This is a genomic window from Comamonas testosteroni TK102 (assembly GCF_000739375.1).
GTDB classification, from domain to species: Bacteria; Pseudomonadota; Gammaproteobacteria; order Burkholderiales; family Burkholderiaceae_C; genus Comamonas; species Comamonas brasiliensis.
The window spans coordinates 2772054-2796272 of record NZ_CP006704.1; the positions used below are offsets into that span (position 1 = coordinate 2772054).

General features: G+C 65.2%; 14 protein-coding genes, 1 tRNA gene and 2 pseudogenes. 8 read left to right on the forward strand and 9 right to left on the reverse strand.

Annotation, left to right across the window (positions count from 1 at the left end; translation table 11 throughout):
• The first annotated feature begins 221 nt into the window (after positions 1–221).
• Positions 222–4276 (forward strand): annotated as a pseudogene (gene hrpA / locus O987_RS12570) (ATP-dependent RNA helicase HrpA).
• Between the two features lie 38 nt (positions 4277–4314).
• Here hrpA and O987_RS12575 read toward each other — a convergent pair.
• The gene (locus tag O987_RS12575) at positions 4315–5241 is read right to left on the reverse strand and encodes a LysR family transcriptional regulator (RefSeq protein ID WP_003055576.1); all 927 of its coding nucleotides are present in this window, start codon (positions 5239–5241) and stop codon (positions 4315–4317) included.
• A 176-nt stretch (positions 5242–5417) separates the two neighbouring features.
• Between O987_RS12575 and O987_RS12580 the strand changes: the two genes are divergently transcribed.
• From O987_RS12580 to O987_RS12595, 4 genes are all read left to right on the forward strand, one after another.
• Positions 5418–6254, forward strand: a complete 837-nt coding sequence (locus tag O987_RS12580) for an alpha/beta hydrolase (protein ID WP_043372605.1) — start codon at positions 5418–5420, stop codon at positions 6252–6254.
• Positions 6255–6433: 179 nt separating this feature from the next.
• Positions 6434–7675, forward strand: coding sequence for an efflux RND transporter periplasmic adaptor subunit (locus O987_RS12585; RefSeq protein ID WP_003055574.1), 1242 nt, complete (start codon positions 6434–6436; stop codon positions 7673–7675).
• 22 nt (positions 7676–7697) lie between these two features.
• The gene (locus tag O987_RS12590; RefSeq protein WP_043372607.1) at positions 7698–10928 is read left to right on the forward strand and encodes an efflux RND transporter permease subunit; all 3231 of its coding nucleotides are present in this window, start codon (positions 7698–7700) and stop codon (positions 10926–10928) included.
• 13 nt (positions 10929–10941) lie between these two features.
• Positions 10942–12405 (forward strand): efflux transporter outer membrane subunit, encoded by a 1464-nt coding sequence (locus tag O987_RS12595; RefSeq protein WP_019043694.1) that lies wholly within the window; start codon positions 10942–10944, stop codon positions 12403–12405.
• A gap of 209 nt (positions 12406–12614) precedes the next feature.
• On the opposite strand, the pseudogene O987_RS29465 reads toward O987_RS12595, so the two are convergent.
• Positions 12615–12890, reverse strand: a pseudogene (locus O987_RS29465) (LysR family transcriptional regulator); the annotation flags it as partial.
• Positions 12891–13399: 509 nt separating this feature from the next.
• Here O987_RS29465 and O987_RS12605 point away from each other — a divergent pair.
• Together O987_RS12605 and O987_RS12610 are read left to right on the forward strand one after the other, a co-directional pair.
• A complete protein-coding gene (locus O987_RS12605) occupies positions 13400–14800 on the forward strand; it encodes an MBL fold metallo-hydrolase RNA specificity domain-containing protein (protein WP_043376415.1) in 1401 nt (466 codons plus the stop codon).
• Positions 14801–14877: 77 nt separating this feature from the next.
• Positions 14878–15366: a hypothetical protein gene (locus tag O987_RS12610; protein WP_370458236.1), complete on the forward strand. Its 489-nt coding sequence runs from the start codon at positions 14878–14880 to the stop codon at positions 15364–15366.
• On the opposite strand, the gene O987_RS12615 is transcribed toward O987_RS12610, so the two are convergent.
• Positions 15363–15875, reverse strand: coding sequence for a pyridoxamine 5'-phosphate oxidase (locus tag O987_RS12615; RefSeq protein WP_043372613.1), 513 nt, complete (start codon positions 15873–15875; stop codon positions 15363–15365). The genes O987_RS12610 and O987_RS12615 overlap by 4 nt on opposite strands.
• 182 nt (positions 15876–16057) lie before the next feature.
• Here O987_RS12615 and O987_RS12620 point away from each other — a divergent pair, with 182 nt between their 5' ends.
• Positions 16058–17746, forward strand: coding sequence for a long-chain fatty acid--CoA ligase (locus tag O987_RS12620; RefSeq protein WP_003055544.1), 1689 nt, complete (start codon positions 16058–16060; stop codon positions 17744–17746).
• A gap of 17 nt (positions 17747–17763) precedes the next feature.
• Here the strand turns inward: O987_RS12620 and O987_RS29010 are convergent.
• The 6 genes from O987_RS29010 to fdxH all read right to left on the reverse strand — a co-directional run bounded on the left by O987_RS29010 (position 17764) and on the right by fdxH (position 24217).
• Positions 17764–17860: transfer RNA gene (locus O987_RS29010), tRNA-Sec, on the reverse strand.
• Between the two features lie 184 nt (positions 17861–18044).
• Positions 18045–19970 (reverse strand): selenocysteine-specific translation elongation factor, encoded by a 1926-nt coding sequence (gene selB / locus O987_RS12625; protein ID WP_043372616.1) that lies wholly within the window; start codon positions 19968–19970, stop codon positions 18045–18047.
• Positions 19971–20065: 95 nt separating this feature from the next.
• Positions 20066–21505, reverse strand: a complete 1440-nt coding sequence (selA, locus tag O987_RS12630) for an L-seryl-tRNA(Sec) selenium transferase (RefSeq protein ID WP_043372618.1) — start codon at positions 21503–21505, stop codon at positions 20066–20068.
• 88 nt (positions 21506–21593) lie between these two features.
• Complete coding sequence (fdhE, locus tag O987_RS12635) at positions 21594–22562, reverse strand: formate dehydrogenase accessory protein FdhE (protein ID WP_043372621.1); 969 nt, start codon at positions 22560–22562, stop codon at positions 21594–21596.
• A 102-nt stretch (positions 22563–22664) separates the two neighbouring features.
• Complete coding sequence (locus O987_RS12640) at positions 22665–23291, reverse strand: formate dehydrogenase subunit gamma (protein ID WP_003055537.1); 627 nt, start codon at positions 23289–23291, stop codon at positions 22665–22667.
• Complete coding sequence (fdxH, locus tag O987_RS12645; RefSeq protein ID WP_003055535.1) at positions 23288–24217, reverse strand: formate dehydrogenase subunit beta; 930 nt, start codon at positions 24215–24217, stop codon at positions 23288–23290. Before fdxH ends, O987_RS12640 begins: the two co-directional genes overlap by 4 nt.
• Between the last annotated feature and the right edge of the window lie 2 nt (positions 24218–24219).

Genomic DNA, 24219 nt, shown 5'->3' on the forward strand with positions numbered 1-24219 from the left:
AGGTCGGGCGATGGCCTCAGAAGGCAGGCCGTTGTCGCATTCTTGTTTGCGTAAGTCCTACAAAAATTGCCGCGAGCATAGCAAGCGTTGCTGTCCCCCGCGATGAAGGCGGCTGCAGCCGCTGTCGGCGGCCCAACGCAGGGCGTTGAAAATGGCGCGGCACGGCTGCTTTTGCCATCACTGCGCAAGACCGGTCAAGGACGGGGATAATCCCAGCCCTTATGTCTTTGAAGATCAACTTCCCCGAGTCGCTCCCCGTATCCAGCCGTCGCCAGGAAATCATGGAGGCCATGGATCGCCACCAGGTCATCATCGTCTGTGGCGAGACCGGCTCGGGCAAGACCACGCAGCTGCCCAAGATCGCACTGGCGCTGGGCAGGGGCAGGCTCAATGCCGTCCCCGATGCCAACGGCCAGGTGCGCGGCCATCTGATCGGCCACACCCAGCCGCGCCGCATTGCCGCCAGCTCGGTGGCCAAGCGCATTGCCGAGGAGCTCAACACCCCGCTGGGCGAAGTGGTGGGCTACAAGGTGCGCTTTCAGGACACGCTGCAGAAGAACGCCTCCGTCAAGCTGATGACCGACGGCATCTTGCTGGCCGAGACCCAGACCGATCCGCTGCTCAAGGCCTACGACACGCTGATCATCGACGAGGCGCACGAGCGCAGCCTGAACATCGACTTTCTGCTCGGCTATCTCAAGCAGATCCTGCCCAAGCGCCCGGACCTGAAAGTGGTGGTGACCTCGGCGACCATCGATGCGGACCGCTTTGCCAAGCACTTCGAATCGAAGAGCGGTCCTGCGCCCGTGATCGTGGTATCGGGTCGTACCTATCCGGTGGAGATGCGCTATCGCCCGTTCGAGGGTGAAAAGGACAAGGATCTGAACGACGCCATTGCCGATGGCGTCGATGAGCTCTGGGCTGGCGGCAAGGGCGGCGATATCCTGATCTTCCTGCCCGGCGAGCGCGAGATTCGCGAAGCCGCCGACCATCTGCGCAAGCATTTGCAGCACTCGCCCACGCTGCGCAGCGCCGAGGTGCTGCCGCTGTTCTCGCGCCTGTCGCAGGCCGAGCAGGACCGTATCTTTGACGGCCATACAGGACGGCGCATCGTGCTGGCCACCAATGTGGCCGAAACCTCGCTCACGGTTCCGGGCATTCGCTATGTGATCGACGCCGGTACGGCACGTGTGAAGCGCTACTCCTTCCGCAGCAAGGTGGAGCAGTTGCTGGTCGAGCCGATCTCGCAGGCTGCGGCCAACCAGCGCGCGGGCCGTTGCGGCCGTGTGGCCAACGGCATCTGCATTCGCCTGTATGACGAAGAGAGCTTTGTCAGCCGCGACCGCTTCACCGACCCCGAAATCCTGCGCTCCTCGCTGGCCGGCGTGATCCTGCGCATGAAGTCGCTGGGTCTGGGCGATGTGGTGCATTTCCCCTTCCTCGAAGCGCCCTCGGGCCGCGCCATTGCCGACGGCTATCAGCTGCTGGCCGAGCTGGGCGCGGTGGACGATCACGGCCATCTGCTGCCCATGGGCAAGGAGCTGTCGCGCCTGCCGCTGGACCCGCGCGTGGGCCGCATGATCCTGGAGGCGCGCGAACGCCGCGCCCTGGCCGAGGTGCTGATCATCGCCTCGGCCCTCAGCGTGCAGGATGTGCGCGACCGGCCCATGGAAGCGCAGCAGCAGGCCGACCAGGCACATGCAAAGTTTGACGACGAGAAAAGCGAGTTCAGCGGCTATCTGCGCCTGTGGAAGTGGCTGTCGGATGCGCGCGGCGGCAAGGTCGTGGCCAAGAGCCGCAAGGAAATGGCGGCCCAGCACGCGCCGGCCGCCAAGCCCGGTGCGCGCAACCAGGCCTTCCTGCCCGTCAGCCAGCGCGCCAGCGGCGCGCAGCTCGAGGGCACGGTTGAGGAGCGGCTGGCGCTGTTCAACCCTGCCGAGCAGGCCCAGCATGACGAGGAGGCCACACACAAGATCAGCAACCGCCAGTGGGAGCAGCTGCTGCGCCAGAACTTCATCAATATCCGCCGCGTGCGCGAGTGGCGCGATATTCATTCCCAGTTGCTGACGGTGGTGAAGGAGCTGAAATGGCTGCTCAACAACGAGGCGGCGGGCTATGAGGCCGTGCACCTGTCCATGCTGTCGGGCCTGCTCGGCAACATCGGCTACAAGGCCGAGGAGAGCGAGAGCTATCTGGGCGCGCACGGCATCAAGTTCCATCCGCATCCCGGCGCCCACCTGAGCAAGAAGCCCGGTCGCTGGATTGTGGCGGCCGAGCAGGTCGAGACCTCGCGCCTGTACGGCCGCGGCATTGCGGCCATAGAGCCGCAGTGGCTGGAAGAGGTGGGCGGGCATCTGCTCAGGAAGCAGCTGCTGGACCCGCACTGGAGCAAGAAGCAGGCCGATGTGGTCGCGCTGGAGCGTGCCACGCTCTACGGCCTGGTGGTCTACAACGGCCGCCGCGTCAGCTATGGCCGCGTCGATCCGCACGAGGCGCGCAATCTCTTCATCCGCCAGGCGCTGGTCGAGGGCGAGTGGGAAACCCAATGGCATTTCCTGCCTGCCAACCTCAAGCTCATGCGCAAGGTCGAGGAGCTGGAACACAAGAGCCGCCGCCAGGACGTGCTCGTCGACGACGAGCTGATCTTTGCCTTCTACGACCAGCATCTGCCCAGGGATGTCTACAGCGGCGCGAGCTTCGACAAGTGGTTCCGCGCCGAGAGCCGCAACCAGCCCGAGCTGCTGCGCCTGTCCAGGGACGAGCTGATGCGGCATGAGGCGGCGGGCATCACCACGGACAAATTCCCCAAGACCGTGAAGCTGGGCGGCGCCGATTGCAGCGCCAGCTATCTGCACAGCCCCGGCGACCCGCGCGACGGCATCACGGTCACCGTGCCGCTGTTCGTGCTCAACCAGGTGTCGGAGGAGCGCGCCGAATGGCTGGTGCCGGGCATGCTCAAGGACAAGATCCAGGCGCTCCTTAAGAGCCTGCCCCAGCGCCCGCGCAGCCGCTTTGTGCCGCTGCCCGAGAGCGCGGCGCGGCTGGCCGAGCTGTTCACGCAAAGCGAACGCTGGGCCCAGGGTGGACTCATCGATGCCTTGCTCAAGCAGGTGCAGGGCGAGACTTCGCTGGATGTGAAGCGCGCCGACTTCAAGCTGGACATGCTCAGCCCGCATCTGTTCATGAACTTCCGCATCACCGACGAGCATGGCCGCCAGCTCGGCCAGGGCCGCAATCTGGGCGCGCTCAAGGCCGAGTGGGCGCCAAGGCACGCGGCGCTTTTCAGGCACTTGCTTCATTAAAGGTAGCTGCTGGCGTAAGTAGTACAAGCATTTCAGGGTCAAAAGTATCTGAAAATGTTACTGGGAAAGCGCAGGCAGCTCCTAAAAATGATAAGTCTGAGACCGGTAAACCAGCCCAGCCGCACGATGCGCGCTACAGGGACTGGAGCTTTGGCGAGCTGCCCGAACTCATGGAAATCAAGAAGGGCGGCACCACGCTGATCGGCTTTCCGGCCCTGATCGACCATGGCGATGCTGTCGGCATCGAGGTCTTCGACGAACCCGAGGTCGCCGCCGCGAAGCACCGCGTGGGTCTGCGCCGCCTGTTCGCGCTGCAGATTCGCGATGCGCTCAAGTATCTGGAGAAGAACCTTCCCGATCTGCAGAAGATGGCCGTGGCCTATATGCCGCTGGGCACGCAGGAGGAGCTGCGCGGCCAGATCATCGACGTGGCCATCGACCGCGCTTTCCTGCAGGAGCCGCTGCCGAGCAACGAGGCCGACTTCAAGCAGCGCGTGCAGGACGGCCGTGGCCGCCTGACGCTGATTGCCAACGAGGTGGCTCGCTTGTCGGCCACGATCCTTGCCGAGTACGCGGCCGCCGCGCGCAAGATCAAGGACACCAAGAACGCGCCCGAGGCCACCAAGGACGCGAGCGAGCAGCTGCAGAAGCTGATGCCCAAGAACTTCATCGCCGTGGCCCCCTGGGCGCAGCTCGGTCATTACGCGCGCTACCTCAAGGCCATTACCTCGCGCCTGGACAAGTACCGGGCCGATCCGGCGCGCGATGCCGCCAAGCTCAAGGAGCTGCTGCCGCTGGAGCAGCGCTACTGGCGGCTGGTGGCCGAGCGCAAGGGCCAGGTCGATGCCCGCATGCAGGAGTACCGCTGGATGCTGGAGGAGCTGCGCGTGAGCTTTTTTGCCCAGGAGCTGCGCACGCCCTATCCGGTCAGCGCCAAGCGGCTGGACAAGGTCTGGGCGCAGCTGCAGCAGTGAGGCCAGCCTGACGGCCTGACGAGTGCGGCCCTGCCTGTCTAGGCGGGCCGGCTTTCGCCCTGCAACAGCGGGTTGCGCGCAAACAGCTCCACCACCCAGTCCACAAAGGCGCGCACCTTGGCGCTGAGGTGGGAGTTGGGCGGATAGACCACGTAGATCGGCAGCAGAGGGTGCTTCCAGTCTTCGAGCACGCGTTGCAGCTGGCCGTTTTCGAGGTATTTGTGAATCTGGAAGCGGCTGAGCTGTCCTATGCCCTGGCCCGCAAGGATGGCGCTGATATAGGCATTGCCTTCGTTGATGCCCAGGTGGGCGGGACTGGCGATCTCTATGACTTCGCCGCCCTTGTGGAACTCCAGTGGATAGCGCCGCGCCGAGACCGGGGAGAAATAGATCACATTGCGATGACCGGACTCCAGATCGCGCGGATGCCGGGGCACGCCGTGGCGCTGCAGATAGTCGGGTGCGGCAACCGTGATGAATTCCAGATTGCCGATGCGGCGCGCCACCAGGGACTGGTCGGAGAGCTCGCCACCGCGGATCACGCAGTCCACGTTGTCGCTGATCAGATCCACGGTGCGGTCGCTCACGCCCAGATCGATCTGTATCTCGGGGTAGCGGGACTGGAACTCGCTCAGATGGGGAATGATGAGCAGACGGGCCACGGTGGTTCCCACATCCACGCGCAGGCGCCCGCGCGGCGTGGTGCGGGCCTGGCTGACGCTGGCCTCGAGGTCGTCGAAGTCGGCGAGCAGGCGCACCGCGCGGTCGTAGTAGGCCGCTCCATCGGCGGTCACGGTGACGCGACGCGTGGTACGGTTGAGCAGCTTCACGCGCAGGCGCTCTTCCAGCGCCTGAACGTTCTTGGTCACACTGGCTTTTGGCATTTGCAGCGAATCGGCTGCACGCGTGAAAGTGCCGGCTTCCACGACCCGCGCGAAAATACGCATGGCCTGTATCTGATCCATGGGATCTCCTTGTCCTCGCGAAAACCCGGACTCGCCGAGGATGCGGGATTCTCACACACAGCTCACCCCGTCATTGTTCGAGAATTGGAAACAGTGTGGCCGCGTTTGCGGGGTTTATGCCATCAATTGCTGTTGCTACATTTCTGTTCCATCACCCGGTCCTGTCCGGAAAAACCATGTCAAACACCAAAGCCACCGCATCGCAGCCGATCTCTCATGCCGACACCACGATTTCCGTGGCCGACGGTGTGCAGGCCCAGGTACGCCTGTATGGCGGCAAGCGACGCGGGGAAGTGGTCCCGCTGGTGCTGCATTTCCATGGCGGCGCCTTTGTGGCCGGGGATCTGGACAACGGCTGCACCGTCGGCAGCTCGCTGGCTGCGGCCGGGGCCTGTGTGGTGTCGCTGGCTTATCCGCTGTCACCCGAGCATCCGTTTCCGCGTCCGCTGGAGCTGGGCTACGAGGTTCTGCTGTGGGCCTACAAGCAACGCACCAAGCTGGCCGGAAAGGGCGCTCCGCTCTATCTGGCCGGTGAAGAGGCCGGCGCCAATCTGGCGGCCGGCGTCTGCATGATGGCGCGCGATCAGCAGCAGCCGCCGCTGGCCGGGCAGATTCTGATCTCTCCCATGCTGGACCCTTGCTCGGCCACGCCTTCGCAGCGTGCCGCCCAGGGCGAGTCCGTCGAATGCAAATGGGCTTCGGGCTGGTGCCAGTACCTGGGCGAGCCGCATGATGCGGAGCACCCCTATGCGGTGCCGGCGAGGGCCCGCCGCCTCGCGGGACTGCCGCCGACGCTGATTCTGGTCGGCGAGGCCGACCCCATGCGGGATGAGGCATTGAACTATGGCGCGCGGCTGGAAGCTGCCGGCCTGAGCGTGTTTCGCCATGTGTTCGCAGAAGCGGGGCAATGGCCGCAGGCACTGCTGGAGCAGCCGCCCGAGTCATGCCCTTGCGCCGCGCAGTTGCAGGAGCAGCTGCGCCAGTTTTTCGAAACCACCCGATGTCGGCTCTGAGCTGATCTCTCCCTGCTGATACCGCTGACCTGATCCGGCCCTCCGGGACGGACGCAGCACGGCTGCGCTTTTTCTTCTCTTCCTTATTCGATTCCTGGCCTGAGCGCTGGAAGGGATGAGTCTTGCCTGCCGCCGAAAGAGCCGCTACCGCTTTCAACCCTTGAACCAAAGACATTGCCATGAACGAGCACTCCAAACTCTCCAATCGCCGCCGGTGGGCCGCCGCCGGCGTCGCCGCTGCCGTGATCGCCACGACCGCCGCCATGCTGGGCCTGCAGGCATCGCACGCGCAAGCGCCGGCTGCGCAAGCCGCAGCGCCGGCCGTGCCGGTCTCGGCAGCCCAGGTTCTGCAGCAGGACGTGACGCTGTGGAATGAATTCTCCGGCCGCCTTGAAGCCGTGCAGCGCGTGGATGTGCAGCCGCGCGTCTCGGGCGCGGTGCAGGCCGTGCATTTCAAGGAAGGCGCGCTGGTCAAGGCCGGTGATCTGCTGTTCACCGTGGACCCGGCTCCCTATGTGGCAGAAGTCGATCGCGCCGAAGCCCAGGTGGTGGCCGCCAAGGCGCGCATGGCCTATACCCAGAGCGAGTCCGAGCGCGCCACGCGTCTGTGGGACGAGCGGGCGATCGCGCAAAAGGAATACGACGAGCGCGTGAATGCCCGGCGCGAGGCCGATGCGAATCTGCGCGCCGCCCAGGCGGCGCTGCAGACCGCAAGGCTGAATCTGGGCTACACCCAGGTCAAGGCTCCGGTGAACGGGCGCGTAGGCCGCATCGAGGTCACGGTGGGCAATCTGGTGAGCTCGGGAGCCGGAGCGCCGGTGCTGACCACCCTGGTGTCGGTGGACCCGATGTATGCCAGTTTCGACGCCGACGAGCAGATCGTGGCCCAGGCGCTGCAGGGCTTGCAGAGCGCAAGCCAGGGACGCAGCACGCGTGCGCTGATTGAAACCATTCCCGTGCAGATGGGCGTGGGCACCAGCGGCGGCACGCCCTATGCCGGTCATCTGCAGCTCATAGACAACCAGGTCGATGCCAAGAGCGGAACGGTGCGTGTGCGCGCCGTGTTCGGCAATGTGGATGGCACGCTCATGGCAGGTCAGTTCGCGCGCATCCGCATGGGGCAGCCCCAGACCACCCAGGCCGTGCTCATCAACGAGCGCGCCGTGGGCACGGACCAGAGCAAGAAATTCGTGCTGGTGATTGGCGAGGGCAACAAGGCAGAGTACCGGGAGGTGCAGCTGGGCGCACCGGTGAACGGCCTGCGTGTGGTCACTTCGGGCCTCAAGGCCGGCGAGCGCATCGTCGTCAACGGACTGCAGCGTGTGCGCCCCGGCGTGATGGTCGCGCCTCAGGACGTGCCCATGGACGCCAAGGCCGAGCTGGCCGATGGCCGCGGCGCCGCCAAGCAACCCACGGTCTGAGAACCCTTAATCCTCCGACACCATGAACCTTTCCCGATTTTTCATCGACCGCCCGATCTTCGCGGGTGTGCTGTCGGTGCTCATCTTTCTCGCTGGCCTGATCGCCATGCGGACGCTGCCGATCTCGGAATACCCCGAGGTCGCTCCCCCCTCGGTGGTGGTGCGCGCCCAGTACCCGGGTGCCAACCCCAAGGTGATTGCCGAAACCGTGGCCACGCCGCTGGAGGAATCCATCAACGGCGTGGAAGGCATGCTCTACATGGGCAGCCAGGCCACGACCGACGGCGTGATGACGCTGACCGTGACCTTTGCCCTGGGCACCGATCCCGACAAGGCCCAGCAACTGGTGCAGAACCGCGTCTCCCAGGCCGAGCCGCGCCTGCCCGAGGAAGTGCGCCGCCTGGGCATCACCACGGTCAAGAGCGCGCCCGACCTGACCATGGTCGTGCACATGGTCTCGCCCAACGGCCGCTATGACATCGACTATCTGCGCAACTATGCCGTGCTCAATGTGAAGGACCGCCTGGCACGCATCCAGGGCGTGGGCCAGGTGCAGATCTTCGGCGGCGGCGACTATTCCATGCGTGCCTGGCTGGATCCGCAGAAGGTGGCGCAGCGCGGTCTCTCGGCCGCCGATGTGGTGGCAGCCATCCGCGGCCAGAACGTGCAGGCCGCGGCCGGCGTGGTCGGCGCTTCGCCCGGTCTGCCTGGTGTGGACATGCAGCTGTCCATCAATGCCCAGGGCCGCTTGCAGACCGAGGAAGAGTTCGGCGACATCATCGTCAAGACCGGCTCCGACGGCGCCGTGACGCGCCTGCGCGACGTGGCCAGGCTGGAGCTGGGCGCGGCCGACTATTCGCTGCGTTCCCTGCTCAACAACGACCCCGCCGTGGGCATGGGCGTGTTCCAGGCTCCGGGTTCGAACGCCCTGGAGATCTCGGCCAATGTGCGCTCCACCATGGCCGAGCTGCAAAAGCACATGCCCGAGGGCGTGGAGTTCCGCATCGCCTACGATCCCACGCAGTTCGTGCGGGCTTCGATCAAGTCCGTGATCCAGACCCTGCTGGAAGCTGTCGCCCTGGTCGTGGTGGTGGTGATCCTGTTCCTGCAGACCTGGCGCGCTTCCATCATTCCGCTGCTGGCCGTGCCGGTCTCGGTGGTGGGCACGTTCGCCGTGCTGCACCTGCTGGGCTTTTCCATCAATGCCTTGAGCCTGTTCGGTCTGGTGCTGGCCATCGGCATCGTGGTGGACGACGCCATCGTGGTGGTGGAGAACGTGGAGCGCAACATCGAGGCCGGTCTGTCGCCGCGCCAGGCCACCTACCGCGCCATGCAGGAGGTGAGTGGGCCCATCATCGCCATCGCCCTGGTGCTGGTGGCCGTGTTTGTGCCGCTGGCCTTCATCAGCGGCCTGACGGGCCAGTTCTATCGCCAGTTCGCAGTGACCATCGCCATCTCGACGGTGATCTCGGCCATCAACTCGCTGACCCTGTCGCCTGCGCTTTCCGCGCTGCTGCTGCGCGGCCACGACGCTCCCAAGGACGCACTGACGCGCGGCATGGAGCGCGTGCTGGGCGGCTTCTTCAGCCGCTTCAACGCCTTGTTCCGCCGCGGCTCCGATGCCTATAGCGGCGGCGTGCAGCGCGTCATCGGCCGCAAGGCGCTGATGCTGGTGATCTATGCCGTGCTGGTGGGCGCGACCTGGGGCCTGTTCAAGCTGGTGCCCGGCGGTTTTGTGCCGGCCCAGGACAAGCAGTACCTGGTCGGCTTTGCCCAGCTGCCCGATGGCGCCACGCTGGACCGTACGGAAGACGTGATCCGCCGCATGGGCGAGATCGTCAAGAACAATCCCAATGTGGAGGACGCCATCGCCTTCCCCGGACTGTCCATCAACGGCTTCACCAACAGCTCCAACTCGGGCATCGTCTTTGTCACGCTCAAGCCCTTTGCCGAGCGCACGCATGCCGACCAGAGCGGCGCTGCCGTGGCGGGCCAGCTCAACCAGGCCTTCGGCAGCATCCAGGAAGCCTTTATCGCCATGTTCCCGCCGCCCCCCGTGGCCGGCCTCGGAACGACGGGCGGCTTCAAGCTGCAGATCGAGGACCGTGCCTCGCTGGGCTACGACGCCATGGACGCGGCCGTAAAGGCCTTCATGGCCAAGGCCTACCAGACACCGGAGCTGGCCGGCCTGTTCACCAGCTGGCAGGTCAACGTGCCCCAGCTCTATGCCGCCATCGACCGAACCAAGGCGCGCCAGCTCGGCGTGCCGGTGACGGATATCTTCGAGACGCTGCAGATCTACCTGGGCAGCCTGTATGCGAACGACTTCAACCAGTTCGGCCGCACCTATAGCGTGCGCGTTCAGGCCGATGCCGCCTACCGGGCGCGCGCCGAAGACGTGGGCCTGCTCAAAGTACGCTCCACCACGGGCGAGATGGTGCCGCTGTCGGCGCTGATGAAGCTCGAACCCAGTTTCGGGCCCGAGCGCGCCATGCGCTACAACGGCTTTCTGGCCGCCGATGTGAATGGCGGGCCCGCGCCTGGCTTCTCCTCGGGCCAGGCCCAGGCCGCCGTCGAGCGCATTGCCGCCGAAACCCTGCCGCCCGGCATAGGTTTCGAGTGGACCGAGCTGACCTACCAGGAAATCCTGGCCGGCAATTCCGCCGTGCTGGTGTTCCCCATCGCCATCCTGCTGGTCTTTCTGGTGCTGGCAGCGCAGTACGAAAGCCTGACCCTGCCGATTGCCATCATCCTCATCGTGCCCATGGGCCTGCTGGCTGCCATGACCGGCGTGTGGCTGAGCGGTGGCGACAACAATGTGTTCACGCAGATCGGGCTCATCGTGCTGGTGGGGCTGTCGGCCAAGAACGCCATCCTGATCGTGGAGTTCGCCCGTGAGCTCGAATTTGCCGGCCGCACCCCCGTGCAGGCCGCCATCGAAGCCAGTCGCCTGCGCCTGCGCCCCATCCTCATGACCTCGCTGGCCTTTGTCATGGGCGTGCTGCCGCTGGTGCTGTCCACGGGCGCGGGTGCCGAGATGCGCAGCGCCATGGGCGTGGCGGTATTCGCCGGCATGATCGGTGTGACGGCCTTCGGCCTGTTCCTCACGCCCGTGTTCTATGTGGTGCTGCGCCGCCTGGCCGGCAACCGTCCGCTGCAGCAGCATGGCAGCCATGTGGCGCCGATCAGCGAGCCGGGTCACGGTGCTTCGGCCCTGCCCATGCCTGCTGCGCCGCGCGGCCATGACGAATAAGCCCCAATCAACCATGGATTCCGATATGAATACGATGCAAGGCATTCGATCCCTGATGCCGTCCCTGAGCGCGCTGACGGCAGCCCTGGTGCTGGCGGGTTGCGCCAGCGCACCGCCCACGGTGGCCGAGCATGCCGGCGTTGCCGTGCCCGCAAGCTTCAGCGCCCAGGCCGCAGCCGCAGGCTGGACACAGGCCGCCCCGGCCGAGGCCCAGTCGCGCGGGGCCTGGTGGCTGGTATTTGCCGACGCCGAACTCAGCGCTCTGGTGGAGCGTGCGGGGCAAGCCAATACCGATGTGCAGACCGCTGCGGCACGCCTGGCCGAAGCCCGCGCGCTGCTGCGCTCGGCCGATGCCCAGCGGCAGCCGCAGATCGGGGCCTCGGGCGGCGCTGTGCGCCAGGCCGGACTGAACACCGCGAGCGGTATGCAGCCCGCCACCCTGGTCACCGCCGGCCTGAACTTCTCCTATGAAGCGGATCTGTTCGGCAGGCTGTCGCGGGCCAGCGAAGCGGCGCGCGAGGATGCCAATGCACGTGAGGCCTTGCTGCAGAGCACGCGCCTGATGGTGCAGGCCGATGTGGCCCAGACCTATCTGCAGCTGCGTTCGCTGCAGACCGAACGCCAACTGGTCGAGCAGAGTCTGGCGGCCTATCGCGAGACTCTGACGCTGATCGAGAAGCGCTTCCGGGCCGGCGATGCGGCCGAACTGGACGTGGCGCGCATGCAGACCGAGGTTTCGGCCACCGAGGCCGAGACGCTGGCGCTGGAGCGCCAGCAGGCGGCCCTCACGCATGCGCTGGCCGTGCTGGTCGGCGATATCGCCACTGGCTTCACGCTGGCAGCGCAGCCGGTGCTGGCAGCGCTGCCGGTGATTCCGGCAGGCGTGCCCGCCACGGTGCTGGCGCGCCGCCCCGATGTGTCGGCGGCCCAGGCTTCGGTGCTGGCGGCCCAGGCGCGTGTGGGCGTGGCCCAGGCCGCATGGTTTCCGGCCATCACGCTCACGGGCAATGGCGGTTATGCCTCACCGGAGCTCGGCGATCTGTTCAAGTGGTCGGCACGCTCCTGGGGCATAGGTGCCTTGCTGTCCCTGCCCATCTTCGACGGCGGCCAGCGGGCCGCACAGGAAGAGGGCGCCCGTGCGCGCCTGGAGGCAGCAGTGGCCGCCCAGCGCGGTCAGGTGCTCGCAGCCTTCCGGGAGGTCGAGGATCAGCTCAGTGCCTTGCGCCTGCTCTCGGGTCAGGCCCATGTGCTGGGGCAGGCCGTGCAGTCTTCGGAGCGCGCCACCCATCTCTCGGATGTGCGCTACCGCAACGGTCTGGTGAGCCAGCTGGAGCTGCTCGATGCGCGCCGCAACGAACTGCGCAACCGGCGCCAGGCCTTGCAGGTGCGTACCGCGCAGTACACGGCCACGGTGGCGCTGATCCGTGCGCTGGGCGGAGGCTGGGACAGCGGCGAGCCGGTGGCGGCACGCGGCTGAGGCCGAGCCGGTCCCTGTTCGCGCGGTGCTGCTGCATCGGTCGGCTCCGTGCCTGGTCAGCCCTGAGCGAGGTGTGATCAGGCCGGAGCCATTGTTTGTGCACAGTCCGGCTCCATGAAGCGCTTGAGACTGGCGCTCTAATATTGCTGGTATTTATGCCTATGGCCCGAAGCTGCAGTGCAGCAGCCCTGGCATGCCTTCGGGTCTCACCGCACGGGCGGATACCCGCCGAGTTCATGGAGCGGAGCCTCCTTGTGAACGAGCAGCTGGTGCAGGGCAGGCAGGACAATCTCCAATGGACCTTGCCAGATAGGCTCGGCAACGATGCCATAGCTGACATCGACCGTATATGCGAGCTAGATCATGAAGTCGCCCGAGCGCAGCCAGCGCAAATGCTCGGCGCTCAAGGGAACTTCGAAAAAGCGAATCTCAATCTCTGCTTCCTCTGCGCGGCACCGTGCGATAAATGCCGACAACTGTGGATCAGTTATCTGTCGCCAGGTACCCGTTGCGAGCGTGCTCAGGCTCCTGGAAGCCCATAGTCTTGGAATGCTGATTTTTTGGGCACGCGATACCTCAGTTCACCAAGCAGTTGGTTGATGATCACTGAATTTCGCGTTGCGCCTATTCCCAAGTCTGGGGAGCCTACGCCATGCTGAAATATTTCCGCGTTCTGCACGAGGATCCGCCCTCGGCCGTCGTCACAACGAACTGCACTGCAACTGCGTTAGCTACAGACCGATCGCTGGCTTGTTGAGCAGAGTCTGGCTGCCTATCGCGAGACTTTGACACTGATCCAGAAGCGCTACCGGGCCGGCGATGCCGCCGAACTGGACGTGGCGCTCATGCAGACCGGGGTTTCGGCCTGCTTGCAGGGACCGGCCTGGCTCGGTGGATTTGACGGACGTCAAGGCAAGGCCTGCGTCTCTGGCTGCTCAGGCGCCAGTGGTGCTAGATTCATCAGCGGTCCATGTGGATCTTCAATGGATGCTTCATGAACATCACTTTTCACGGTGCGGCGCAGTCGGTCACGGGGTCCTGCTTTCTGGTCCAGGCGCATGACTGTCGCTTTCTCATCGACTGCGGCATGGCTCAGGGCGGCCGTGATGCCGACGAGCACAACCAGCAGGCATTTGCTTTTGATCCCGCAAGTCTGGATTTTGTGGTTCTGACCCACGCGCATATCGACCACAGTGGCCTGCTGCCCAAGCTGGTGGCGCGGGGCTTCAAGGGGGATATCTATGCGACCCTGGCCACCAGGGACCTGCTAGAGGTCTTGCTCAAGGACAGCGCCCATATCCAGATGATGGATGCCGATCGGGCGGCGAGGCGTCAGCGCGAAGGCAAGCGAAAGGAGCGCGAGCCTGTGGTTGCGCTGTATTCGCTGGCCCATGTGGCGAGCACGCTGGAGCAGGTTCAGGCCAGGGCTTACGGGCAACGCTTCGAGCCTCATCCCTCGGTGGTCGTGCGGTTTCAGGATGCCGGGCATATTCTGGGCTCGGCGATTGTGGAGCTGTGGCTGGCAGACGGCCAGGGCGGCACGCGCAAGCTGGTGGCCAGCGGTGATCTGGGCCAGCCAGGACGGGTGATTCTGCGCGATCCCACGCCGATCAAGGAGGCCGACCTGCTGCTCATCGAGTCCACCTACGGCGACCGGCTGCACAAGAGTACCGGCGATACCCTGGAGGAGCTGGTCGATGTGGTCACGCGCACGGCACCCCATGGCAATGTGGTGATCCCGGCATTCGCCGTGGGGCGCACCCAGGAGCTGCTCTATCACTTTCTGCAGCTGATCCAGCAGCGGCGCCTGCCGCCGATCGAGATTTTTGTGGATTCGCCCATGGCCGTGGCGGCCACCGATATCACGCTGCGCCACTTCAGCGTGTTTGACGAAGAGGCCCGGCAACTGCTGGGTAGCGTCAAGCGACTCAAGGAGTCGCCGCACATCCATTTCATCAGCGATGTGGAGGACTCCATCAAGCTCAACCGCATCAGGAGCGGCGCGGTCATCATCTCGGCCAGCGGCATGTGCGATGCAGGACGGGTGTTGCATCATCTGAAGAACAATCTGTCCAGACCCGAGTGCGCGGTGGTGATCTGCGGCTTTCAGGCCGAAGGTTCGCTGGGCCGAAGGCTGGTCGATGGTGCCAGGCAGGTGCGCCTGCTGGGCGATGAAGTCGAGGTCCGTGCCGGCATCCATACCCTGGGCGGCTTTTCGGCCCATGCAGACCAGCAGGCCCTGCTGGACTGGGCGGCCGGCTTCGAGCGCCCGCCGCAGCAGACCTTTGTGGTGCATGGGGAGCCGCATGCCGCCCGGGCCTTGGCCACGCTGCTGCACGAGCGCCTGCATTTCTCGGTGCAGGTTCCGCAGCCGGCCCAGGTCTTCGAGTGCTAGAGCATGCCGGGAGTCTTTGACATGTGCAATCCGTCCTGCGTGCGGCCTGTCGCATGATGTTCTGGCGGCGAAGCCTGATGCCGGTCGAGACCGAATTCGTGCAGCGGCTTTTTGGCACTGCGCTCGATGAGTTGCTGCCCGGCATGCGTCTGCATGTGCGGCGCCTGGGCGATACCAGGCGCGCGCTGTCCCTGGGCGGTGGGCGGATCTATCTGCCGCGCAGCTTTTTTGAACAGCAGGACCCGCATCAGCCGCTGCGGCTTTCCCATCCCCTGGTGGCAGGGGTCTTCGCCCATGAATTGCTGCACCAGTGGCAGCGCCTGCAGGGCATGGCCGTGACCTGGGAGGCCCTGGGCCTGCATCTGCGCGCGGCATGCCTGCGGCGCGATCCCTATCACTATCAGCCCTGTGCAGATCCGCAGCAGATGCTGCAGTGCTTTCTGGACGCAAGCGTGGAGCAGCAGGGGCAGATCTGGCAGGACCATGTTCAGGCGCTGGTGCAGGGACAGCCGCTGGCCTGCATGGAACGGGTCGCAGCGCATGTGCGCCAGGCCAGCAAAGACTAGGCCGCCGGGTTGAGGGCGGCTATCAGATCGTGCTCGTCCACATCGCGCGCTGCGCCGAAGCCGGCGACATGCCTGCCGCCTTGCGGCGTGATGCAGACAAAGCGAAAGTCGCCCAGCGCCGTCATGGGTTCGGCTTCGGAAAAGCGCGCCAGATAGCTGGCACGGGCACCTTGCCACAGGGCGCTGTCGCGCGGCGGCGTGGATGCCACGCCTTGAATGCTGATGCGCTCCAGCGCATGCACGGCTTGCTCGGCCGATTCGGGTCTGCTGACCAGCAGGCTGACGGCGGGATGCAGTTCCATGGCCTGTGTGTGGCCGGCCAGCGCGCTGACATGCAGCACCAGGCAGCTGAATTCGCCACTCCAGGCCCAGGGCACCAGGGACAGCCCCGGGGCGGGCAGATATCCGGGGGGCGACGAACCGGCCTGGGGCTGAACGGCCAGGGCGGCGGTGCGCTGACTGGCAAGTAGCTGGCGCAGCGATTGCTGCAGGCGTGATTCATGAGGCATTGGCGCATGGTAAGCCAGGGCGCGGGGCCCCACCAGCGCGAACCGCGCCAGGCCGCGCCGGCCGTCACATGAGTGACCGGCTCTTGGGGGCATCCCGGATGCCGGGCCGTGTCGGCAGGCCTAGTCTTGCGGACTGATTAGTCCGCCCGGACTATGTAACCGCTTTTCTGATTGCCTGACTCATGCCCGCTCATCACCAGTTTTGGCCCAATCGGCTGCCCCATTCGATCACCGTTCCAGCAACCAGCGTCTGGGAGAACCTGTCCGTCAATGCCAGGCGATATCCGGACAAGGCCGCGTTGGTGTTTCTGGGGCGCACCACGACCTATAAGGAGCTGTGCGAGGGCACGGAGCGCATGGCCGCCTATCTGCATGGCCTGGGCGTGCAGAAGGGCGACCGCGTCATCGTGCTGATGCAGAACAGCTCTCAGCTGGTGCTGGCGCATTACGCCATCTTTCGCGCCAATGCGGTGGTGGTGCCGGTCAATCCCATGAATACGGCAGAGGAGCTCAAGCACTACATCACGGACTCCGGCGCCAAGGTGGCCATCACCACGGCCGATCTGGCGCCGGAGCTGGCCAAGGCCAGCAATGCACTGGAGCCTTCCGAGGCGCTGCAGCATCTGCTGGTGACCCGGTTCACCGACGGCTTTGATGCCGATGTGCAGGGGCCGGATGCGCCGCCCGAAGCCTGGCGCAACTGGCTGCTCGGCGAGCGCGAGCCTGCCAGCCTGAACCACGGCCAGGTCCATGCATGGACGCAGGCGCTGGCCTGCAGCGAGCTGCCGCCGCCGCATACAGCGGGCCGTGACGATCTGGCCCTGCTACCCTATACCAGCGGCACCACGGGCCAGCCCAAGGGCTGCATGCACCTGCACCGCAGCATCAACCACAATGCTGTCTCGGGCGCGATGTGGGGCACGGGCACCAGCGAGAACGTGGTGCTGGCCGTCGTGCCCATGTTTCACATCACGGGCATGGTGTCCGTGCTGCACAGTGCCATCTACATGGGGGCGACGCTGATCATCATGCCGCGCTGGGAGCGCGAACTGGCCGGGCGCCTGATCTCGCACTATCAGGTCACGAGCTGGACCAATATCCCGACCATGGTGATCGATCTGCTGGCCAGTCCCAACTTCGCGTCCTTCGATCTGTCCAGCCTCAAATACATAGGCGGCGGCGGTGCCGCCATGCCCCAGGCCGTGGCCCAGCGTCTGCTCGAACAATACGGGCTGCGCTTCTGTGAAGGCTATGGCCTGACCGAAACCGCCGCGCCTTCTCACAGCAATCCGCCCGACCATCCCAAGCAGCAATGCCTGGGCATCCCCTTCATGAGCACCGATGCGCGCGTGATCAGTCCCGACACGCTGGAGGAAGTGCCCCAGGGGGAGCAGGGCGAGATCGTGGTCAACGGCCCCGAGGTGTTCGAAGGCTACTGGCAGCGCCCCGAGGCGACCGAGCAAAGCTTTATGGAGCTGGATGGCAAGCGCTTTTTCCGTACCGGCGACCTGGGACGCGTGGATGAGGAGGGTTATTTCTTCATCACCGACCGGCTCAAGCGCATGATCAATGCCAGCGGCTTCAAGGTCTGGCCGGCCGAGGTGGAGTCGCTGATGTTCCGCCATCCCGGGATTCAGGAGGCCTGCGTGATCTCCGCCAAGGATGCCTATCGCGGCGAAACCGTCAAGGCCGTGGTCGTGCTGCGTGCCGGTCATGAGGCCACGACGGCAGAGCAGATCATCCAGTGGTGCCACGACAATATGGCGGTCTACAAGGCACCGCGCCTGGTGCAGTTCGTGACGGCCTTGCCCAAGAGCGGCAGCGGCAAGGTGATGTGGCGAATGCTGCAGGAGCAGGAAGCTGCAGCCTGAATCCAAGTGAAGGGGAGTGGCGGAAAGCAGCTGGAGTCGAACCAACCCGGGAGCGGCTGACGCCCCCCCACCGGGTTTGAAGCCCGGCCGCGCCACCGGGCACGATTGCCTTCCTTTGAGTCAAGAGTGGCTGCTGCCACTCTTGTAGAAGATAGGACTGCGATTGTAGCCAGCAATCCGGCACTTGACGACGAGCCGCACGACAAGGCCTCATGTCCGGGTCCACCCTGATTTGATAGCTCGTTGCGCAAGCAGGATAAGGAACCTGGACTGATTTGCGCTGGTTCGCCTTGAAGGCTCAGCGTTGCGTGCTATTCCATTGCACGTCAGGGCGCAGCAGATGGGCGTCGCGCACGCGGCGCGTGTAGCCGGTGCGGTCGAAGAATTCGAGAATCTGGATGGCGCGCTTGCGGCCCAGGCCGGTGGCATCGCGGAATGCGCTGGCTTCCACTTCACCCCTGGCGTGCTGGTGGGCGATGTCGGCAACCAGGACGGCAAGCTCATCCATGCGCGCCGGTGCATAGAACAAATCCTTGACGACCTGGAACAGCTGGCCCTGGCGCGAGAGCTTTTTGAGCAGTTGGCGCACCAGTTCTTCGCCTGCGGCATGGTCGCGCGCCAGGTCGCGCACCCAGGGCGGGTCATAGCGGCCTGCCGCGATGGCGGGCAGCAGTTTTTCGGCCAGCGTCTGCTCGGCATTGCTCAGTTGCACGCTGTGCTGCGGCAAATGGAGCCAGGCGCCGGTGCTGGCCAGCAACTGGCTGCTGAGCAGGGCATCGACCAGGCCCTGATAGAGTGCGTCGTAGCTGCTTTGCTGCAGGCCGGGCAAGGCCATGCGCCTCAGCCGGGCTGCGTTGACGCCGGGCTCGTCGGGCGATTTTTCATGAAAGCGCGCCAGGCTGTCGATGATTTGGGTCTGCAGCAACTGCCAGCGCTCGCTGCCCAGTACCAGGGCATCGCCGCCGGCAATGGGTAGCTGGATGGTGTCGGCCAGGCTGGCCTCGGGGAAGGCATGGCCGCTCAGGCGCACCAGCTGCGAGCGCGCAATGCCGTGCGGGGCCTGTGAGATCAGCGGCCTGAAGTCGCTGCGGGCTACGAGTTGCTCCATGGCGTCGAGGTAGGCCATGCGCTCTGCGCTGCGGCGCTTGCGGCTGGGCGCATAGGGGTCAAGCACCATGCCGCCGGCGATGGTGCGGCTGGCCTGGGCGTTGCGCAGGATCAGGCGGTCGCCGGGCAGCGCGAAGACCGGCGCCTCCAGCACCAGTTGCACGCGGGCTTCGGTGCCGGGCTCTATGGCCTGGTCCTGCAGCAGGGCCACATGGCCGGTGGTGCGCCTGGTGCCCAGGTGCACATGGACAGGTGTCCACTGGGCCAGCAAGGGCGCTTCGCTGAGCAGGTGCAGATGAATGTCGAGGCGGTCCGTGGCCTGCAGCAGGCGCGGGTCCATGATCCAGTCGCCGCGTTCGATCTCGTCCTTGCCTATGCCTGCCAGGTTCAGCGCACAGCGCTGGCCGGCGACGCCGCTGTCGCTGCTCTGGTTCTGGGCGTGAATACTGCGCACGCGCACGGCCTGCCCGCTGGCCGAGTGCGCCAGCGTGTCGCCCACGCGGACCTGGCCATTGAAGACCGTGCCCGTGACCACCGTGCCCTGGCCCGGCAGCGTGAAGACACGGTCCACGGCGAGCCGGAACAGGCCGTCCCGGGGTCGGGCCTGCATCATCTGGGCCTGCACCTGCAGGTGCTCGCGCAGGGCCTGTACGCCGGTATTGCCGGGTTCTGCGGCATTGGTCTCGAAGATGGGGCTGTCCGCCAGCGCGGTGACGCCGAGAATGGCGTTGATTTCCCGGTGCACGTCGGCAATGCGCTGCGGCAGCACGCGGTCGACCTTGGTCAGCGCCACGCTGCCGCGCCTGACACCCAGCAGCTGCAGAATTTCCAGATGCTCTATGGTCTGGGGCATGACGCCGTCGTCGGCAGCCACGACCAGCAGGGCGTGGTCAATGCCCACGGCACCGGCGGCCATGGTGTGGACGAATTTCTCGTGGCCCGGCACGTCGATGATGCCCAGCACATCGCCATTGGGCAGCGGGCTATAGGCATAACCAAGCTCTATGGAGATGCCGCGGGCTTTCTCTTCCTTGAGACGGTCGGTTTCCACGCCTGTGAGCGCACGCACCAGCGTGGTTTTGCCGTGGTCGATATGGCCTGCGGTTCCGATGATCATGGTGTGCTTACGGTTCTGATAGCTGCTGGCGCTTGTTTATCAAGCGATGCTAGGTGTTCTTGTAAGAATTTTGGGGCCGAGGTCATGGCGCTGGATCAGGCCAGCAGCGGCAGCTGCGCTGCAAACAGGGCCTGTGCCGGGTTTTCCAGACAGCGCAGATCCAGCCACAGCGCGTCGTCATGCAAGCGCCCGATCACCGGCCGGGGCAGGGCACGAAAGCGCGCTTCGAGCCGGGTCAGCTGGCGACCCGCCTGTTTGCCGCTGGCCGGATAGATCCTGAGGCCGAAACTGGGCAGATTTTCCACGGGCAGGGCGCCGCTGCCGATCTGGCTGTTCATGGCCGCGGTCTCCACCACATAGTCCTGGCCCAGTGCCTGCTGCAGCAGAGGCTGCAGCTGCCCGGCCTGGGCCTGCATGTCGGCGGCCTTGCGTGTGAACAGGCGCAGTGTCGTCAGCTCCTGGGCGAGCTTTTCGGGGTTCAGGTACAGGCGCAGCGTGGGCTCCAGCGCCGCCAGCGTGATCTTGCCCACGCGCAGCGCGCGCTTGAGCGGGTTCTTCTTGATCTGGGCAATCAGCTCCCGCTTGCCGACGATGATGCCGGCCTGTGGGCCGCCCAGGAGCTTGTCGCCGCTGAAGGTGACGATGTCGGCGCCGGTCTCGACCGTCTCGCGCACCGTGACTTCATAGGGCAGCCCCCAGTCGCGCATGTCGATCAGCGTGCCGCTGCCCAGGTCGACGATCATGGGCAGGCTGCTGTCGTGCGCAATGCGGGCCACGTCGGCGTCGCTGACGGCCTTGGTGAAGCCGGTGATGGCGTAGTTGCTGCAGTGCACCTTCATGAGCGCAGCCGTGTTCTCGCCGATGGCCGCCGCATAGTCTTTCTCGTGGGTGCGGTTGGTGGTGCCGACTTCGATCAGCCGCGCGCCGGCGCGGGTCATGACATCGGGGATGCGGAATGCTCCGCCGATTTCCACCAGCTCGCCGCGCGAGACCACCACTTCCCGGCCCATGGCCATGGTGGACAGCACCAGCAGCACGGCAGCGGCGTTGTTGTTGACAACCGTGGCGGCTTCGGCGCCGGTCAGCTCGCAGATCAGCGATTCGACCAGGTCGTCGCGATCGCCGCGGCCACCGTCGTCGAGGTCATATTCGAGATTGGCGGGGGCGCTCATGGCCTGCACCACGGCATCGATGGCGGCCTGCGGTAGCAGGGCGCGGCCCAGATTGGTGTGCAGCACCGTGCCGGTGAGGTTGAAGACGGGTTGCAGGCGTGGTGCGAACCTGGCCTGAAGCTGGCGCTGGGCAGCCTGCGCAATGCTGGCAATGTCGGCCAGCACGCTTTGGCCGGGCTGATCGCCGGCGCCCAGAAGCTGCTGGCGCAGCCCTGTCAGCACATCACGGACCGCCTTGGTGCAGGCGTCCAGGCCGTAGGATTCACGCAATGCCTGCATCTCGCCCGCGAGCAAGACCTTGTCCACGGCAGGAAGCTCGGAGGGATGCGAAATTTCGGGGGCAGTCGCTGCGGTATTGCTCATGGCCAGGGTATGTCGGGTCGTCGAAAAATGGAAAAGGCGGCAGAAAGACCTGCCGCCTTCATTATGCTGGCGCTGGCTGCCGGCGGGATCAGGCTGCGGGGTCCACCAGCTCGTTGTCAGCCTCACCCGACTGCTCTTCGGCCACGGCCACAAACAGCAAAGGATTGGCGCTGGCGCGCTGGAACCCGGTCTCGCTCATCAGCAAGTCCAGCATCAGGCTGGCCAGATCATCGGCCAGAGGCTCGACCATGGGGTTTTTTTCCTGGTTGACGAGCTTGCGGTAGCTGCCGCATTCGTCGCAGGTTTCGGCCAGAACTTCCTCGCTGCCGCCGTCGATGCCCTGGTAGTGGATGCCCTTGGTCGATTCGCAATGCGTGCACTTGACGCGCACCATATGCCACTCGCAGGCGCAAGTGCCGCAATGGGCGTAGCGGTGACCGGCGAGCTTGCCGCCGATGCGGATGACGCTGGCCACGGGTTCGCTGGCGCACACGGGGCAGATGCTGGCAGGTTCGGTGTAAGGCACGTCCTGTACCTGCAGGGCTGCTGCGCGTCTGGCGAAGACCACTTGCAGCGCGGCCATGATGAAAGGCGCCATGCCGATATGGCGGGCCGCCACTTCCTTTTGCAGCAGGCGCAGGGCGATCTCGTCGCGCTCCTGCCGGCTGAGTTCGCGCAGTGAGGTGATCAGCGGCTGCAGGGGTTCGGGCAGACCTTGGTCGCCGGCCAGGGTGTTCAGCATGGCGTCCAGCACGGCATGCCAGGCCGGATCGATATGCTCGGCGGCAGGCAGCAAAGGCATGGAATGCTGCTGCGCGCGCGCCATGCTGCTGGTGTCCAGGGGCTGCAGTTCCACCTGGGAGACTGCGGCATGCTGGGCATCCACGATCTTGGCGGCAAACTGCAGGTAATCCGCGATCGGATTGCCTTGCGCCAGCTGGCGCAGGCGCGCAGCGCGCTCGGCAAACAGGCTGGCCACCTGAGGCAGCAGGATGCGGGGGAAGCTGGTCTTGTCCAGCGCTTCGATCTCGCCGGGTTGAAGAATGCGTTGTTGCATAGAAATAGGGATCCCGAAACTGAAGCCGCCGGCACGCCCAGCAGAGGGCGTCCGGCGGCAATCAACAAGTGTCTAAGAGACTTTATCCAAGGACCGATGCGATCAGTCGTTGTCGCCAGTCATCTTGCGATACCAGCCGCGGTGGTGCTGCTTGGCCCAGGCACGGGTCACTGTGCCATACAACATGGCGCGAATGGTGCCGCGAGTCCAAATAGCCGCGTAGACGTGCATGATGATCAGGCCGATCATCCACACCGCAGCGATGGCATGCACCACCGAAGCGGCACGCACCACGCCCACGGGCAGCGTCCACCAGGCGCGCCACATCAGCACACCGGTGACCGTGATCAGCAGCATGCCGATCACCAGGCCCCAGAACAGCAGCTTCTGGCCACCGTTGTACTTGCCCTGCTCGGGCATGTCGTGGTCGTCGCCATCGATCATCTTGTTGACGTTCTTGAGCCACTCGATATCGCGGGGTTCCACGATGTTGAGCTTGGCAAAACGGCAGGCCATGACGATGAAGAACAAGGCCATCACCACCCCGATATAGGGGTGCAGAATGCGCGTCCAGGGACCGCCTCCGAACAGCTGAGTCAGCGGGAAGAAGGCGGGGTGGAAGAACGCCAGACCGGACAGGGCCAGCAAGATGAAGCAAATGCCTACCACCCAGTGGTTGGCGCGCTCCGATGCGTTGTAGCGCACGAGGTCGCGAGGGTCGCGTTTCATTGGCCGTTCTCCTTGTTCTGCGCTTCGGCGTCCTTGCGCTCCATTTCATCTTCCAGGTCCTTGGACACGTCGTTTGGACCCTTGGTGATGTAGTGGAACAGGCTGCCGACAGCCGCTGCACCGAGGGCGGCCATTGCCAGAGGCTTGGCTACACCCTTCCACAGGGACACCATCGGGCTGATCTTGGGATCGTCCGGCAGGCCCTTGTACAGCGAAGGCTTGTCCGCATGGTGCAGCACGTACATCACGTGCGTGCCACCCACGCCCTGCGGGTCGTAGAGACCGGCCTTTTCGTAGCCGCGCTCCTTGAGGTCCACGACACGGCGGGAAGCCTGCTCCTGCATGGCTTCCTTGGTGCCGAACTGGATGGCTCCGGTAGGGCAGGTCTTGACGCAGGCGGGTTCCTGGCCAACCGCCACGCGGTCCGAACACAAGGTGCACTTGTACGCCTTGTGGTCCTTCTTGGAGATGCGCGGAATGTTGAACGGACAGCCCGTGACGCAGTAGCCGCAGCCCACGCACTGGTCCTGCTGGAAGTCCACGATGCCGTTGGCATATTGGACGATGGCGCCAGGCGAGGGGCAGGCCTTGAGGCAGCCCGGGTCTTCGCAGTGCATGCAGCCGTCCTTGCGGATCAGCCACTCCAGGTTGCCTGTGGCTTCGTTTTCGTACTCGGCAAAGCGCATCACGGTCCACGACTCCGACGTCAGATCCGTCGGGTTGTCGTAGACGCCAGCGGCCACTGTGCCGATTTCGTCGCGAAGGTCGTTCCACTCCATGCAGGCTGTCTGGCAAGCCTTGCAGCCAATGCATTTGGAGACGTCGATCAGCTTGGCAACTTCACCTGCATGCGCACCGCGTGCGCTGGGTGCGGGTGTCGTCGTCGCCGAGCGGCGTTTGATATCGAGAGACATGGTTGAGGACATCA